17 protein-coding genes are annotated in these 15310 nt (G+C 61.3%); 4 read left to right on the forward strand and 13 right to left on the reverse strand.

Annotated features, from left to right (window positions below):
* The 3 genes from GH975_RS11755 to GH975_RS11765 all read left to right on the forward strand — a co-directional run bounded on the left by GH975_RS11755 (position 1) and on the right by GH975_RS11765 (position 1197).
* On the forward strand, positions 1–456 hold the full coding sequence (locus GH975_RS11755) for a J domain-containing protein (RefSeq protein ID WP_153714704.1): 456 nt from the start codon (positions 1–3) through the stop codon (positions 454–456).
* Between the two features lie 87 nt (positions 457–543).
* Entirely contained in the window at positions 544–861 is a 318-nt protein-coding gene (locus GH975_RS11760; RefSeq protein WP_153714705.1) for a c-type cytochrome, read from the forward strand.
* A gap of 9 nt (positions 862–870) precedes the next feature.
* Complete coding sequence (locus GH975_RS11765) at positions 871–1197, forward strand: c-type cytochrome (RefSeq protein WP_153714706.1); 327 nt, start codon at positions 871–873, stop codon at positions 1195–1197.
* Here the strand turns inward: GH975_RS11765 and GH975_RS11770 are convergent.
* From GH975_RS11770 to typA, 13 genes are all read right to left on the reverse strand, one after another.
* Entirely contained in the window at positions 1187–2050 is an 864-nt protein-coding gene (locus tag GH975_RS11770; protein WP_153714707.1) for a DMT family transporter, read from the reverse strand. The genes GH975_RS11765 and GH975_RS11770 overlap by 11 nt on opposite strands.
* Positions 2047–3609: a cation:proton antiporter domain-containing protein gene (locus GH975_RS11775; RefSeq protein ID WP_153714708.1), complete on the reverse strand. Its 1563-nt coding sequence runs from the start codon at positions 3607–3609 to the stop codon at positions 2047–2049. The genes GH975_RS11770 and GH975_RS11775 overlap by 4 nt, the downstream gene beginning before the upstream one ends.
* Positions 3606–4571, reverse strand: coding sequence for an EF-P beta-lysylation protein EpmB (gene epmB, locus GH975_RS11780; RefSeq protein WP_153714709.1), 966 nt, complete (start codon positions 4569–4571; stop codon positions 3606–3608). The genes GH975_RS11775 and epmB overlap by 4 nt, the downstream gene beginning before the upstream one ends.
* The gene (locus GH975_RS11785) at positions 4568–5272 is read right to left on the reverse strand and encodes an MOSC domain-containing protein (protein ID WP_153714710.1); all 705 of its coding nucleotides are present in this window, start codon (positions 5270–5272) and stop codon (positions 4568–4570) included. Before GH975_RS11785 ends, epmB begins: the two co-directional genes overlap by 4 nt.
* Positions 5269–5871: a riboflavin synthase subunit alpha gene (locus GH975_RS11790; protein ID WP_153714711.1), complete on the reverse strand. Its 603-nt coding sequence runs from the start codon at positions 5869–5871 to the stop codon at positions 5269–5271. Before GH975_RS11790 ends, GH975_RS11785 begins: the two co-directional genes overlap by 4 nt.
* 25 nt (positions 5872–5896) lie before the next feature.
* Entirely contained in the window at positions 5897–6505 is a 609-nt protein-coding gene (locus GH975_RS11795; protein WP_153714712.1) for a 2-hydroxychromene-2-carboxylate isomerase, read from the reverse strand.
* Positions 6492–6899, reverse strand: coding sequence for a hypothetical protein (locus tag GH975_RS11800; protein WP_153714713.1), 408 nt, complete (start codon positions 6897–6899; stop codon positions 6492–6494). Before GH975_RS11800 ends, GH975_RS11795 begins: the two co-directional genes overlap by 14 nt.
* A 63-nt stretch (positions 6900–6962) precedes the next feature.
* On the reverse strand, positions 6963–8045 hold the full coding sequence (locus tag GH975_RS11805; RefSeq protein ID WP_153714714.1) for an FAD-dependent monooxygenase: 1083 nt from the start codon (positions 8043–8045) through the stop codon (positions 6963–6965).
* Positions 8042–9070 (reverse strand): Rossmann-fold NAD(P)-binding domain-containing protein, encoded by a 1029-nt coding sequence (locus GH975_RS11810; protein ID WP_153714715.1) that lies wholly within the window; start codon positions 9068–9070, stop codon positions 8042–8044. Before GH975_RS11810 ends, GH975_RS11805 begins: the two co-directional genes overlap by 4 nt.
* The gene (locus GH975_RS11815) at positions 9061–10380 is read right to left on the reverse strand and encodes an aminopeptidase P N-terminal domain-containing protein (protein WP_153714716.1); all 1320 of its coding nucleotides are present in this window, start codon (positions 10378–10380) and stop codon (positions 9061–9063) included. The genes GH975_RS11810 and GH975_RS11815 overlap by 10 nt, the downstream gene beginning before the upstream one ends.
* 8 nt (positions 10381–10388) lie before the next feature.
* The gene (gene dtd / locus GH975_RS11820; protein WP_153714717.1) at positions 10389–10826 is read right to left on the reverse strand and encodes a D-aminoacyl-tRNA deacylase; all 438 of its coding nucleotides are present in this window, start codon (positions 10824–10826) and stop codon (positions 10389–10391) included.
* Positions 10823–11764 carry a prolyl aminopeptidase gene (gene pip / locus GH975_RS11825; protein WP_153714718.1) on the reverse strand — a complete coding sequence of 314 codons (942 nt, stop codon included), beginning with the start codon at positions 11762–11764 and terminating at the stop codon, positions 10823–10825. Before pip ends, dtd begins: the two co-directional genes overlap by 4 nt.
* A 1-nt stretch (position 11765) precedes the next feature.
* Positions 11766–13580, reverse strand: coding sequence for a translational GTPase TypA (gene typA, locus GH975_RS11830; protein WP_153714719.1), 1815 nt, complete (start codon positions 13578–13580; stop codon positions 11766–11768).
* 285 nt (positions 13581–13865) lie between these two features.
* On the opposite strand from typA, the gene glnA reads away from it, so the two are divergent.
* Positions 13866–15272: a glutamate--ammonia ligase gene (glnA, locus tag GH975_RS11835; RefSeq protein ID WP_153714720.1), complete on the forward strand. Its 1407-nt coding sequence runs from the start codon at positions 13866–13868 to the stop codon at positions 15270–15272.
* The last annotated feature ends 38 nt before the right edge of the window (positions 15273–15310 follow it).

Below are 15310 nucleotides of genomic sequence, written 5' to 3' on the forward strand. Positions count from 1 at the left end.
GTGAATCCGATCACCCTGCTCGCCGTCGGTGTGCTGATATTTTTGCTAACACGCACACCGCTGTGGGCCAAGTTCAAAACCCAACTGCTGTTAATTGGCGGCGGCCTGGTTATTTTTTGGCTGGTCGCGACTGGTAAACTGCATGCGCTATTCGCCGTGATCGCCGCCGCCATTCCCATGGGCCAACGGTTGTGGAGTGTGGTCCGGATGTGGCCGGCAGTGCGTCAGATGGCCGAAAAGCTGACCGGGGCCAAGCCGACCGCCAACACAGGCGTCGCCGATGGCCCGATGACCCGCGCCAAAGCCGCGCAAATATTGGGAATCGATGAAAGCGCGGATCCGAAAACTGTACGCGACGCCCACCGCCGGCTGATTGCCAAGCTGCACCCGGACAAAGGTGGCAGTGACTACATGGCGGGTCTTTTGAACCAAGCCCGGGACACCATGAATGGCTAGTTTTGCCAGCCACCGCGATTTAGGGTAAAAACGATACGGCTGATAAAGGCCCGAACACAGGGCACCCAGTTAGGGAGACAATAATAAGTGAAGTATCAGATTCTGACCGCGGCCCTGCTGGCTGCGTTTTCCGCAAGTGTCATGGCCAACGAAAAGGCCATTCAAAGCGGCTCCGAGCTTGCCCAAGTTAAAGGCTGCATCGGCTGCCATGGTATGGATGGGATCGGCATTGGACCGACCTTTCCGAACCTGGCGGGCCAACATAGCAGCTACCTGGTTGAACAACTGCGTCATTATCGTAGTGGCTACCGCCCGAACGCGATTATGGCCGGACAGGCAACCAATTTGACCGACGCCGAAATTTTCGACCTCGCCAGCTACTACGCCAGCAAGCCCGCACCCTAAGGAGCCACCATGACGCTGTTGAACTCATTTGCCCGGGTTGCTTGCGCCGCCGCGGTCATCGCCACCGCACCCGCCTTTGCTGAAACTGAGGCGGAATTATTAACCTACGGATCGGAGCAGGCGTACGTGCAAAAATGCATGGCCTGTCACGGCGAGGACGGTATTTCCGGAACCCTGCAATACCCCAACATTCGTGGCCAAAAAGCCATGTATATCGAGGCTCAATTAAAGGCCTACCGGGCCGGCGAGCGCTTGAACAAATTGATGCAATCGCAGGCCGTGGCGCTGGACGATCGCACCATCAAGGCCATCGCCCTGTACTTTTCTACGCGCTAACCACGCCGGGCTTGCGTCGCGCCAGCGCCAAGCCCGACAGCACCAAACCAATGCCGATCGGCAGCGCCCAGACAAAGGGGTCGCGCATGATCCACAGCCCAATCAGCAACGAAATCACCGGAATCATGTAGTTGACCTGGGACAGGAACACCGGGCCGCGCAGCTTAACCACTTTGAAGTACAGCACCGCCGCGATGCCGGTCGGTAACACCCCCAAATAAACCACCGCCCACGCACTGTGGCCGGACCAGGTCGGCATACCCTCACCCGATGTCACAAAGGCCGCCGCACCGATCAGCCCGGACAGGCACAGCGTCGCGGCACCGGCACGGATCGGGTTGTGATCGGGCCCGGCGCGCGCAATCAGGGTACTTAAGGCATAGCACACGACCGCCCCAAAGATTGCCAGCGAGCCATGCAAAGCGCCGCTGAATTGAGTTTGGGATTGTGCCAGCACCAACAGTCCAACAAAACCGATGCCCAACCCGGCCCACTGGCGACGGCTCAAGGCCTCGATTCCGACCGCAGTGGCCAACGCCGCCGTGACCAGCGGCATGGTCCCCATGATGGCGCCGGCGACCGATGACGACACCGTTTGCTGACCCCAGGGAATCAAAAAGAACGGCACACAATTGCCGATCGCCGCGACCCCCAGGTACTGCCACCAGCCGCTGACAAGTGGCCGTCCAACGCGCATCACCATTGCCGCCGCGGACACACAAAGCGCACCAATGACCAGCCGCCCCGCCATAATCGCGGTTGGGCCGGCGCCTTCCAAGGCGACCTCCATGGTCGCAAACGAGGTCCCCCACGCCAGCGCCAATCCCACCAACAACACCCATGCTAAATTCACGACGGTTTTCCTAATTGTTCCCAGGCGCGCTCGCCCAACCCGACGCCGGCGGCATCGGCAACGTCAAAGACCATGTCGCAGCCGGCGGCTTCGATCGCCGCAATCGCCGCTTTGCGGCGCGTGCCCGACACCACCAAACCCGGGAAACCGAGTTTGCGCAGTTGCAAGGTACAGTGTTCCTGGGCGTTGGCATCCGGCATCGCCAACAGCACCATTTGGACACCGTCCAAATTCAAAGTCCGCCACAGCGCCGGATCCTCGGCATCGGCAAACAGCACCCGCCGGCCGTTTTTCACGTGCGGCCCAACCTTGATCGGGTCGGCGTCCAAACCGACCACCGACACGCCGCGCTCGCGCAAATACAGGTACGCGCCGGTACCAATCCGCCCCATGCCCATGACCAAAACCTTGGCCGAGCCAATGCTGATCGGCTGATCGTCCGGGTGCTGCTCGGCGCGCTGCAACTTAGATAGCGGCGCCTCCCATTGTTCAAACAAGCGGTGCGCATAGCGTGCAAGGGGGGCCGCCAGGATAAAGCTGACGACCACACTGAGGGCCAACGCCCCCATCCAACGGTCATCAATCAGACCCGCCGCCAGTGCGCCACTGGCCACCACCAGCGCAAACTCGGAATAGGTAAACAGGTTGGCACTGGCCAAAAACCCGGTGTACGAGCGCAGCTTGGCGCGGCACAACACCAGCACCCAAAGCGCGGCCTTGACCGGCAGCAGCAGCGTCAGCAGCGCCACCAGCTGCAATACCTGCCAATCCAAGGTGACCTGAGTGCCGACCAGCAAAAAGAACCCAACCAGCATCAATTCCCGAAACGCCCACAGGTTGTCGGCCAGCTGTTTAGCGCGCACATGCCCGGCCAACAAGGTGCCCATCACCAGCGCACCCAGCTCGCCAGACAACCCCAAGAACCGGAACAAGGCGCCGCCGACCACCAGTGCCAACACCGAACCGCCCAGCACCACCAGTTCGCCATCCCCAAGCCGATCCAACCAGCCCATCAGAACCGGGCGCAGTAGCGGCAGAGCCAACAGGCCAAAGGCCCAATAACTCGGAGCCTCGCCCGCCAACACACCGAGAAGCACCACCGCAACCACGTCCTGCATGACCAGCAAGCCGACCGTCAACCGGCCATGGAAGGCGCGGGTTTCACGGCGCGCTTCCAATACCTTGGCCGCCATCACGGTCGAACTAAAGGTCAAACCAATCGCCAAAATCCACGCCACTGGGTTGCCCGGCTGGAACCACACCACCACCGGCATCATGACCAGCGAAAACAAGCCGATATGGGCAAGCCCCGTGGTCAAAATCAACGGCCGCAGCAATTCCGGCAGGCGGATTTTCAAACCAATCGTAAACAGCAGTAACTCAACACCCAGCTCGGACATCAGCTCGAATGAGGTGTGCGGCGTCGGCGCACCCAACTGAACACCGATGACCCCGGCCAACAAAAATCCGACCAGCGGCGGCAGTTGCGCCATGCGCACCAAGGTCCCGGCGATTAACGCGCCGGCGATCCATAAGCTGAGTAACGAGCCTTCGGTCATAGCACCAATGTCTTGTTCGGTTTATCGGGGATTTCGCGAGCCAATCGAGGCACTAAAAAGCCCGGCAGCCGGCTTTGCAAGTCGCGGTATACGACCTTGGCCTCGGCTTCGGGCACTTCGAAATGTGCAGCGCCCCGAACGCGGTCCAGCAAAAACAGGTAGTACGGCTGAATTCGACTGTTGAACAGCGCTTCACTGAGCGCCGCCAGCGTCGTCGCGTCGTCGTTAACACCGCGCAGCAACACCGCCTGATTGAACACCGGCAGATCACGGACAAATGGCTGTAAGCGCTCATGCAATGCGCGGCTTATTTCGCGCGGATGATTGGCGTGCAGCATCAGCACCGGTTTTAACCGGGTCCCGGTCAGGGCCTGGTGCAACTGCGGCGTCAGCCGATCCGGCATCACCACCGGCAGGCGGCTGTGAACGCGCACCCGCGTAATGTGATCGATGCCGGCAAGCTCGCCGACCAGGTCAGCAATGGCCTCGTCGCTGGCCATCAATGGATCACCGCCGGACAAGATGACCTCGTTGATACCCGCATCCGCACGCAGGTAGCCCAGCGCGTCGCGCTGGGTGCGCGCCGACCACGACAGCTCGGCATAGGGAAAGGCGCGGCGGAAACAATAGCGGCAGTTGACCGCGCAGCCGCCGCGCAAGATCAGCAGCGCCCGCGAGCCATATTTGTGCAAAACCCCAGGCGCGGCGTTTTGCTGTTCGGCCAAGGGGTCGTCGCTGAACCCCGGCACCTGAAGCGTTTCATCGCCGATCGGCAAGACTTGACGCAGCAGCGGATCGTCCAGATCACCGGGCGTCATCAGCGCGGCAAAGTGGCGCGGCACCCGGGTTGCAAAGTCGGCCTGAGCGGCGGCACTCATGCCAGCCGCCGGCAGCTGCAGGAAGGCCAACAGTTCGGATGCGCTGCGAAACCCATCCGACAATTGCGACTGCCAGGTGCTCAACGCCGGATCGTGCCGGCAGTCAGAACGCGATAGTGCATGCCGGCAACAAAATCGACATCTAACGATTTCAGCGCACGCGACACGTCCAGCGACTCCGGATAGGCCTCGGCACCGGGCGTCAAATTAATCATCTTGCAGCGCGTACAGGGCTCGACCGGCTCCAGCGTGACGCCGTCAAATGACAGCGGACCCAGCTCGGATTCAGCAAAGGCCTGGCCGCCGGACAACAGAATATTCGGGCGCAGCTGTTCGGCGCCAAAAGGTCGACCCAGCGCCAATTGGATGGCATCCACGGTGGCTTGATAGAGCACCATGACCGGGTTGGAATCGCCAAAGTGGAGCCCCGCCTCCGCCGGCAAGCGCCACAGCAGCGCGGTGCGGCCCAAGGTCTGTGAGAACCACGCGTTGACCTCGTCCGCGGCGCACTGGCCGGGCTGCTGACGCGCCCAAATGCTGACGTCGCCCGCGCCCGGCGCCCATGCCAGTGGCGGCGATGGCTGCCCATGGCGGCTAAAATGCTGGCCATCAAAACTGATTTGGCTAATCCGCGGATCCGCACGCGCGCTCAAAAACCGGCCATCGGCATCGGTTAACACAAAGGCCCGATCACCGCTGACGCCAAGACGATCTAGCGTCGCCGATTGCAGCGCCCGTCCAGCGCCGGATTTCAGCGGGTACACCCACAGCCCGTCAATGCTCATGCCCGAGCCGCCATCACGCGCTCGACCGTGTCGACCACGGCCTGGGTTTGGCTGTCGACTTCTAGGTTAATGCGCGCGCCGACCGCGAGGTCACCGAAGGTGGTGATGCTGCGGGTTTCGGGGATCAAGAAGACCTGAAAATGATCGTCCACCACCGGGCCCAGGGTTAGGCTGCAGCCATTCAGGGCGGCATAGCCCTTGGGCAACAGGTAACGCTGCAAGTCCGCAGGGGTCGAAAAGGTCAGCGCCAGGTTATCGCCGTCCAGATCGCGGCCGACCAAGCGCGCAGTGCCGTGAACGTGGCCGGACAGCAAATGGCCGCCGATCTCGTCACCAAAGCGTGCCGCGCGCTCAACATTGACCGCACTGCCGGGGCCGAGGTCGCCCAAATTCGTGACCCGCATGGACTCGGCGATGACGTCAAAGTCGACCTCACGATCGCGCCAACTGACCGCGGTCAGGCAGACTCCGTTAATCGCGATGCTGGCACCCGCCGTCAGCTTATCGGTGCTTGGCACCGCCACCACCAAACGCACCACCCCACCGTTTTCACGCATCGAAACCACCGAACCGGTGCCCTGAACAATTCCTGTAAACATCTGAACTCCTTGGTCAGCGGGCAGTCTACCAGCCGCCACACTCAAGCCAATGGCCGATGTCATCGAGGCGATCGCAGCCCCAAAACGGTTCATCACCGACCGTCACCCAGGGCGCACCAAACAGCCCCGTCGCCAGCGCCTGATCGACCTTGCGATGGGCCAGCGCTTTGGTTTCAGGGTGGTCCAGCGCCGCCCGAAGTTCAGCGCCTTCGATATCGAAGCGGGCCGCGACTGCCACCACCACGTCGCGTGCCGACAGGTCCAGACCGTCAAGCCAGGCCGCATCCAACAGCGCCGCGGCCAGGTGCTGGGCGCGCCGGGGTGAGCGCTCGGCTAACCACCAATAGGCGCGCACGGCATCAATCGAATTGAACGGGAACTGGGGTGGGGTATTGAAGCGTAGGCCCTTGCGCCGGGCGCTGCGCGCCAACTCGCGCTGAGTATATCCCTGGCGCTCAGGACGCAGAACCGTGGGTGTGTTGCCGTCGCGCTTGAACACGGCACCGAGTAAAAATGGGTGCCACCGCAACTCACGGTCATGACGCTGACACAGGTGTGTCAGGTCACGCGCCATGAGGTAAGCGTAGGGGCTGGAAAAATCGACGTAAAAGGTTACTGGGTCAAGGTTGGCCATGCTTGCTCGAGTCAGACGATAAGACCTTGATCTTACCGTACTCGATGCCGTTTTCGCCGCGCCGCCATGACATTAGTAGCTCGACACTTGGCAAGTTTTTCGACCAAATGGTCAGCTGAAGCCCGTCCTGGTCATGGCCCTCGTCCAGCCACACGTCGACCGCCAGCGCGGTCGCCTCGACGTCATCCGTTTCGACCATTTGTGAGCACTGGTGTTGGAAGTACTCGATCAAGGTTCCGCTGTGTTGATCGAGCGCATCAATCGGCTCGATTTGACCGCCGCGATAGCGCACTGCACAGGGGTAAAAGCGCCCCGAGGTGGTCAACATGCCGGAGGCAAAGTGGCGCATGTAGGAAAGGATGTCTTTGATCGCTTTTTGGTTAACTTCCGGCATTAACATTCTCCTGAGTTCACTCAGGTTCAGGGCGTCGTGCAAATCGCGCCTCGGCCACATGACCTAGGCCGAGCCCGAAAAACGACCCGATGCGAAATTTTGTGATAAACGTCGCAATTTTTCGCTGTGGGCCACCGTACTTAACCCCCAGGCCCGAGCCACCACCGCCGGCGTCGCGGTCAAACCGAACACGGCTTTTAGCCCACGCATCGCCAATCGCGTGCTTTCGTTGGGCCAAAAGCGCCCCCGGGCGTAGGCCGACAAAGCGCCATCACCGGGCTTTTGCTGCCACTGCTGTGCCAGCACCTGGGCATCCGCCAAACCCAAATTGACACCTTGACCGGCCAGCGGGTGTATTTGGTGCGCGGCATCACCGACCAACGCCAAGCCGGAGCGCCAGTAACGCCGTGCATGGCCATCAAATAGGGCCACCGTGGTCGCTTCACCAAGGGCGCGCAAGGCGCCCAAGCGATGCTCGAAGGCGGCGCTGGCCAGGCCTGCGATCGCGGCCGGATCGGCCGGCAAGTCCTGCGCATGGTAATCCCGCGACCACACCAACACGGCCTGGTCCGGGGCCACCGGCAAACAGGCCAAGGGCCCGCTGGCCAAAAATACCTGGGCCGCGGTGGCGCTAAACGCCGGGTCAATCGCGACCCGCAAATAAGTCGCGTTTTGGCCAAGGTCGCGACGCACTAAATCTAGCTCGGCCTGGCTTCGGATGCTGGAGTGTGCGCCATCCGCCGCCACCACCAAATCCGAGGGTTCGGCCTGGCCGTCGACGCGCAAGCCGTCATTGAAACTGACATCGGCCCCGATACGAACTCGAACCCCCAGCGCACGCGCACGTGCCAAGGCGGCCTGTTGTAACGCCTGGTTCACCACCAGCGCACCGAGCGCACCGTTAAAGCGCAGATCGTCACACTGCGGCCCGAACACCAGCATATCGCTGAAGGACTGAAGCGGCGGCTGGATGCCGAGCGACCCCAACCACGCCAAACTGCTTGGATTAAGGGCGCTGACGCGGGCATCGGTGGCCGCCGGCGGGCCCGGCTCGGCGCGCTCAAACACCGTTACCGCCGCGCCGTTTTTAGCCATGGCACAGGCCAGGCTGGCCCCGACCATGCCGCCCCCGACGATATGAATCATGAACCCTCCATAAAGCGCTCAGCGAAGCGCCCGGCGACGCCCGGCAGCGCAGCGACGCTGGCCAACGCGAGTCCCTGGGCCGGCCAAGACGGTTGAAACAGCTGGGCCAGCGTCAAGGTCGTCGCCAACCAGGGCTGGCGCGCCGAATCGCTGTGCTGTTGCCACTGTTCTAGATTGTCGAACCCCAGTGCCGCCAAAACGGACAGCTGACGCAAAATCAAATTGAAGCCCTGACCGGCTACCGGGTGCAGCAACTGCGAAGCATTGCCCGCCACCGCCAGCCCCGGCCGCGCCAATGAATCGGCCCAGGCGGCCATGGCCGGCACGCAGGCTTGGTGCTCGATCGCACCCAACACCACACGCCGCCCCATGGCGGCATTAATACGCGCCGGCGTCACCGCGCCGGCACACTGCCACACCACGCTGACCCGCTCCGGGCCCAGCGGCAAAACCGCCAGCGGTCCGCTGTCGGTGAAGCGCTCGTAGGCATGGCCGTCGAGACGACCGCGCATGACGCCGACCCACAAGCGATCATTCAGTACGCGCTTTTGCTGGCCAATACCGGCCTGTGCCAATAGCCCAGGCACCGGCGCCGTGAGCACGACCGGACCCGCATGGTGCTGGCCGGCGGCGACTAGGCCCGCGCCAATGTCGAGCCTCTCGACCGATTGCGGCCGGCAGTCGATACCGGCTGCCGCCACCGCGCTCGCCAGCGCCGCCGCCAACTCATCGTTGCGTACCACCCGTCCAAACTGGGCATGACCCAAGGCAGAAGCCGACAACTGAGTATGGCCAAAGGCGCCGTGACGGCTGACATGAATGTGTTCGATACGACCGCCGTCGGGAACGGCCACGGCCAACCCCGTCAGGCAATCGACCGAGGGTTGCGACAGCGCGATCGCGCGCGCCGGGGCCGCATCGGGCGTACCCCATAAGACCGGCTGGTAGCCGGCCTCGGCCAGCATCAGGGCGCAGGCTTGACCAGCAAGCCCGGCACCCACAATGTGCGTGGTGCCTAGGCCCATGAGCCCGACGCCATCAGCGCCTCGATACCGTCGATCGACTTTGGCACCGCCGCGGTCAAAATGTCCGGCGCGCCGTCGGTCACCGCCACGTCGTCCTCGATCCGAATGCCGATGCCGCGCAACTCAGCCGGCGCATCCTTGTCATCCGCGCGAATGTACAACCCCGGCTCGACCGTCAACACCATGCCCGGGCGCAATGCACGCGGCTCGCCATTGTCGGCGTATCGGCCGACATCGTGCACGTCCATACCCAGCCAATGCCCGGTCCGGTGCATGTAGTAACGGCGGTAATCACCGCCCTCGATCAGCTCGTCAATATCGCCTTGGAGCAGCCCCAACTCGACCATCCCGGCCACCAGCACGCGCACAGCGGCATCGTGATAGGCATTGAAAGGACGCCCGGCTCGGACCTGCTCCAGCGCCGCCAGCTGGGCGTCCAACACAATTTGATAGACGCGCCGCTGGGCCGGCGAAAATACGCCGTTAACCGGAAAGGTTCGGGTGATGTCAGCGGCGTAGTAATTGAGCTCACAGCCAGCGTCGATCAGCACCAGTTCGCCGTCTGCAATGGCCTGATCGTTAGCCACGTAGTGCAGCGTATTGGCATGATCGCCGCCGGCGACGATGGCTTGGTAGGCCTCACGCTTGGACCCGGCGACGCGGTGCTCAAACTCGATTTCCGCCTGCAGCCGGTATTCCGCCACCCCGGCACTGGCCACCACCATGGCACGGCGGTGGGCGCGCGCACTGATCTCGCCGGCGCGGCGCATCATCGCCAGTTCGTCAGCCGATTTAATCAGCCGAGCCTCGTGAATTAGCGGGTTGGCGTCGAAGTGTTGGGCCGCCGGCACCACGCCTTGGCGGGCGCGCTTGGACAGTTCCGCCTGCAGCTCCTGAACCAACCCGGCCGCACGCTCGTCATTAAAGGCATACCCAATGGCGTCGGCATCGCTGGCCGTTTCCGCCAGTACTTCGGCCAAATCATCACTGCAGGCGGCGTGATCAAAGCCAAAAGCCTCGGCCGCCGCATCCGGCCCCCAACGAAAGCCAGTCCAGGTTTCCATGGTCTCGTCTTTTGGGCGACACAGCAGCAACGACGACTCGGCGGTCAAGATCAGCGCCGCATCCGGCTCTTCAAAGCCACTGAGGTAGAGGAAGTCCGAGGTTTGCCGGAAGGGGTGGTCGACGTCGGCGTTGCGATACATCTCGTCCGCCCCCACCAGCACCAGCAACCCGTTGGCCGGCAAAGCGGCCTGCAAAGCGGCACGACGGGATTGATAAAGGCTCAGGTCGAACTCAAAGTGCTGCATCCAAACTCCTAGGACGTTAGCCAGTAGGTGGCTGGTCCGTCATTGATTGACTCAACCTTCATATCGGCCCGAAAGCGCCCAGTTTCAACCGCCAGACCCGAATCACGCAATTGTTGCGCGAAACGCAGGTACAGCCGCTCGGCCAACTCCGGCGCCGCGGCCTGATCAAAACTGGGGCGATTGCCTTTGTCCAGGCGCGCAGCCAGCGTGAATTGGCTGACCACCAAGGCCGCACCGCCGACCGTCGCCAGGGCTAAATTGGTCTTGCCTTGGTCGTCAGAAAAGACCCGCAATTTCGCCAACTTAGCGGCCAAGGCGTCGGCCGTGGCGTCGCTGTCCCCGCGCTCGACCCCCAAATAGACCAAGGCGCCCAGTCCGATTTCACCGACCACCGTGGCGGCGACCCGAACGCGTGCGCTTTCAACGCATTGAACCAACGCCTTCATAGCCGGGCGAATTGATCCGTGGCGCGAACGAGGGCATCGACCAGGGGTGCCTCCGAGGCACTGTGGGCGGCCCCGGGGATTAACTGCAGTTGCGAGTTGGGCCATGCACGGTGCAAGGCATAGGCCCCATCCGGCGGGCACACCACGTCCTGTCGGCCTTGGACGATAATGCTCGGGATATCGGCCAGGCGATCGGCCCGGTCCAAAATGGCGCGGCCACTCAAGCCGCAGGCGTCACGGAAGTAATGGCACTCGATCCGGGCCATGGTTTGACCGCCTTTGGAGGCTGCGAAGCGCTTGGTGAAAAACGGGTTCGGCACCAAGGTGGCGATGCGCGACTCCCAATAGGTCCAGGCGCTCGCGGCTTGGCGCGCTTGCAACTCGTTGTCGCCGAACATGCGTTCGAAAAAGGCATCGGCCAAGTCAACCCGCGGCGCAACCGCGGCGGTGAAGTCCGCATAGTAGTCAGGGAATAAACGCGCTGCCCCATCGGGTCCGATGAACCACTCCAAGTCCTGGCGGCGGCCCAAAAACACCCCGCGCAAAATCAGCCCCTTAACGCGGCCCGGAAAATCCTGAGCATACGCCAGCGCCAAGGTCGAACCCCAAGAGCCACCAAACAGGACCCAGCGATCGACGCACAGGTGCTCGCGAATGGTTTCCAAGTCGGCGATCAAGTCAGTCAGGGTATTGTGCTCGACACGCCCGTTGGGCGTTGAGCGACCACAACCGCGCTGGTCAAAGACCAAGATACGGTAACGGTTGGGATCAAAAAATCGTCGAGCAGCAGGCCCGGCACCGGCGCCGGGTCCACCGTGCAGAAACACCACCGGCTGGCCGTCAGGGTTTCCGCATTCCTCGATATATAGGCTGTGTCCGCCACCTACTGGCAACTGGTGTTGCTGGTAGGGCTCTAGATCCGGATACAGCCCACGCACGTTACTTGCCTCGTGCGGCCTTTTTACGTTCAGCTTCGCTCAGGTGACGCTTACGAATACGAATGTTGTTGGGCGTCACTTCAACCAGTTCATCATCGTCGATAAATTCCATGGCCTGCTCCAACGACATCTTGATCGGCGGCACCAAAATCAAGTTTTCGTCGGTACCGGACGCACGCACGTTAGTCAGCTGCTTGCCTTTAACGGGGTTAACCGGCAAGTCGTTGTCACGACTGTGAATACCGATAACCATGCCTTCGTAGACGTCGGCACCGTGGCCCAAGAACAAACGGCCACGCTCTTGGATGTTAAACAGGCTGTAGGCCGTGGTCGAACCTTGAATCATCGACACCAAGGCACCGTTCGTGCGGTTACCGATGTTGGCTTCAACGCGCTCGCCGTAATGATCGAAGACGCTGGTCAAAATGCCGCTGCCGCTGGTCAGGGTCATAAAGGTTGAGCGGAAACCGATCAATCCACGTGCCGGCGCCAGGAATTCCAAGCGCGTGCGGCCACGCCCGTCCGGTACCATATTGGTCATTTCGGCTTTACGGTTGCCCATTTCTTCCATGATCGCGCCCTGATGCTGGTCTTCAACATCGATCACGACCTGTTCCCAGGGCTCTTTCTTAACGCCGTCGATTTCACGGACGACCACGCGCGGACGCGACACGGCCAACTCGAAGCCTTCGCGGCGCAGGGTTTCAATCAGCACTGACAGGTGCAATTCACCACGCCCGGCGACTTCGAACTGGTCGGGGCTGGCGCCCTGCTCAACGCGCAGCGCAACGTTGTGGATCAGTTCCTGCTCCAAGCGGTCTTTAATGTTTCGGCTGGTCAGGTACTTGCCGTCTTTGCCGGCGAAGGGTGAGTTGTTGACCTGGAAGGTCATGCTCACGGTCGGCTCGTCAACGGTCAGCGGCGGCAATTGCTCGACGTGATCCGGATCACACAGGGTCTCGGAGATGTCGAGCTTTTCCATGCCGGTGACACGTACGATGTCGCCCGCTTCCGCTTCGTTGAGTTCGACCTGGGTCAAACCGTGGAAACCAAAGATCTTCAGGACGCGGCCCTTGCGGGTTTTGCCGTCGTTGTTGATCGCGATCACCGGCTTGTTGGCGGGCAATTTACCGCGGGTGACACGGCCGACACCGATCACGCCTAAATAGCTAGAGTAGTCCAACGCCGAAATCTGCATTTGGAAGGGGCCTTCAGAATCGACCTGGGGCGCCTTAACGTTGTCGACGATGGCCTGCAGGATCGGCTCCATGCTTTCTTGCAAGTCGTCCGGATCACTGCCTGACAGACCGTTAATCGCACTACAAAATACGATCGGGAAATCCAGTTGTTCGTCGGTTGCGCCCAGCTTGTCAAACAAGTCGAAGACTTGGTCGACCGCCCAGTGGGGGCGTGCGCCGGTGCGGTCAACCTTGTTAATGATGACGATCGGGTTCAGGCCCTGGTCGAATGCTTTCTGGGTGACGAAACGCGTCTGGGGCATCGGGCCTTCAGCTGCGTCAACCACCAACAATACCGAGTCGACCATCGACAGTACGCGCTCTACTTCGCCGCCAAAGTCAGCGTGGCCGGGGGTGTCGACGATGTTGATGCGGTAATCGCCCCAACGCAGGCCGGTGTTCTTGGCCAAGATGGTAATGCCGCGCTCTTTTTCCTGGTCGTTTGAATCCATGACGCGCTCAGCGTCCTGGTCCTTACGCTCCAGCGTGCCTGAGGCCTGCAATAGCTTGTCTACCAAGGTAGTTTTACCGTGGTCAACGTGGGCAATAATGGCGATGTTACGTAGGTTTTCGATCACAAGGGCTCCTCCTGAGGCGCGCGAGTATATAGGAAGCACAGAACGCTTTCTGAATTAAATTTAAGACTGAGACATGGGCGACTACGCCACACCATGCCGCGCACCAACATTGTGCGCCCGCACACTACCTTGCACTGCTCCGGTGCGCTATTCTCTGCCGCACGCGCCGAAAAGCCCCATCTTAGGGCGCGCCAAAGGTGGCATAGGGTTTGCTTTGTTCTGACAAGGCGCCCTGCGCTGACCTAAAAACACGCGACGGCCTAGGGCCAAAATTTGGAGACAACGATGTCACAGAACACGCTGAAGTTGATTCAGGAAAGCGAAGCCAAGTGGGTTGATTTGCGATTCACCGACCCGCGCGGTAAAGAACAACACGTTACATTCCCCGCCGGCGCAATCGACGAAGACTTCTTCGAAGACGGCGCGATGTTTGACGGCTCGTCAATCGCCGGCTGGAAGGCGATCAACGAATCAGACATGATTTTGAAGCCCGACGACACCAAACCCTTCCTGGACCCCTTCACTGACGAGATCACTGTGATCTTGCGTTGCGATATCATCGAGCCGACCACCATGTCTGGCTACGAGCGCGACCCGCGCAGCGTTGCTCGCCGCGCCGAAGAGTACCTGATCAGCACCGGCATCGCCGACACTTCCTACTTTGGCCCCGAGCCCGAGTTCTTTGTGTTTGACGACGTCAAATGGAAGGCCGACATCTCAGGCGCCATGTACCAGTTTGATTCAGTCGAAGCGTCATGGAATTCCGACACCGACTACGAAGACGGCAACATGGGTCACCGTCCCGGCATCAAAGGCGGCTACTTCCCCGTGGCACCGGTCGACAGCTTTATGGACCTGCGCACCGCGGCCTGTGAAGTCCTTCAAGACATCGGCCAAATCGTTGAGCTGCACCACCACGAAGTGGCGACTGCGGGCCAAAACGAAATCGGCGTTCAGTTCAACACGCTGACGCTGAAGGCGGACGAAGTCCAGGAACTGAAATACGTCGTTCATAATGTCGCGCACGCCTACGGCAAAACGTCGACCTTCATGCCCAAGCCCCTGGTTGGCGACAACGGATCGGGCATGCACGTGCACCAGTCACTGGCTAAAGATGGCGTTAACATCTTCGCCGGCGATGCCTACGCAGGCCTGTCTGAAACTGCCCTGTTCTACATCGGTGGCATCATCAAGCACGCCCGCGCACTGAACGCGTTCACCAACGCCTCGACCAACAGCTACAAGCGTTTGGTTCCGGGCTTCGAAGCCCCGGTGATGCTGGCTTACTCGGCCCGTAACCGTTCGGCGTCGATCCGCATCCCGTTCGTCAACAACCCTAAAGGCAAGCGTGTCGAAGTGCGTTTCCCCGATTGCACCGCCAACCCTTACCTGGCGTTCTCCGCCATGTTGATGGCCGGCCTTGACGGCATCCAAAACAAGATCCACCCCGGCGATTCGGCCGACAAAGACCTGTATGACCTGCCGCCCGAAGAAGCCGCAGCGATCCCCACGGTTTGCTCTAGCTTGGAACAAGCGCTGGAAGCACTGGACGCCGATCGCGGCTTCCTGAAAGCCGGTGGCGTCTTCACCGACGACATGATCGACGGCTACATCGCACTGAAAATGGAAGAAGTGGAGCGCTTGAACAGCACCACTCACCCCGTTGAAGTGGGCATGTACTACAGCTGCTAGTGACCTGGGCCTTCGGGCCTGGCGTTAGCACAGGGAAA

This window comes from Litorivicinus lipolyticus (assembly GCF_009650135.1).
Lineage (GTDB): Bacteria > Pseudomonadota > Gammaproteobacteria > Pseudomonadales > Litorivicinaceae > Litorivicinus > Litorivicinus lipolyticus.

Bases quoted from the DNA above. Each gene is read 5' to 3' on its own strand.
- GH975_RS11765 (WP_153714706.1), top strand. From the start codon at position 871: ATGACGCTGTTGAACTCATTTGCCCGGGTTGCTTGCGCCGCCGCGGTC.
- GH975_RS11775 (WP_153714708.1), bottom strand. From the start codon at position 3,609: ATGACCGAAGGCTCGTTACTCAGCTTATGGATCGCCGGCGCGTTAATC.
- GH975_RS11785 (WP_153714710.1), bottom strand. From the start codon at position 5,272: ATGAGCATTGACGGGCTGTGGGTGTACCCGCTGAAATCCGGCGCTGGA.
- GH975_RS11790 (WP_153714711.1), bottom strand. From the start codon at position 5,871: ATGTTTACAGGAATTGTTCAGGGCACCGGTTCGGTGGTTTCGATGCGT.
- GH975_RS11795 (WP_153714712.1), bottom strand. From the start codon at position 6,505: ATGGCCAACCTTGACCCAGTAACCTTTTACGTCGATTTTTCCAGCCCC.
- GH975_RS11800 (WP_153714713.1), bottom strand. From the start codon at position 6,899: ATGCCGGAAGTTAACCAAAAAGCGATCAAAGACATCCTTTCCTACATG.
- GH975_RS11805 (WP_153714714.1), bottom strand. From the start codon at position 8,045: ATGATTCATATCGTCGGGGGCGGCATGGTCGGGGCCAGCCTGGCCTGT.
- GH975_RS11810 (WP_153714715.1), bottom strand. From the start codon at position 9,070: ATGGGCCTAGGCACCACGCACATTGTGGGTGCCGGGCTTGCTGGTCAA.
- GH975_RS11815 (WP_153714716.1), bottom strand. From the start codon at position 10,380: ATGCAGCACTTTGAGTTCGACCTGAGCCTTTATCAATCCCGTCGTGCC.
- dtd (WP_153714717.1), bottom strand. From the start codon at position 10,826: ATGAAGGCGTTGGTTCAATGCGTTGAAAGCGCACGCGTTCGGGTCGCC.
- glnA (WP_153714720.1), top strand. From the start codon at position 13,866: ATGTCACAGAACACGCTGAAGTTGATTCAGGAAAGCGAAGCCAAGTGG.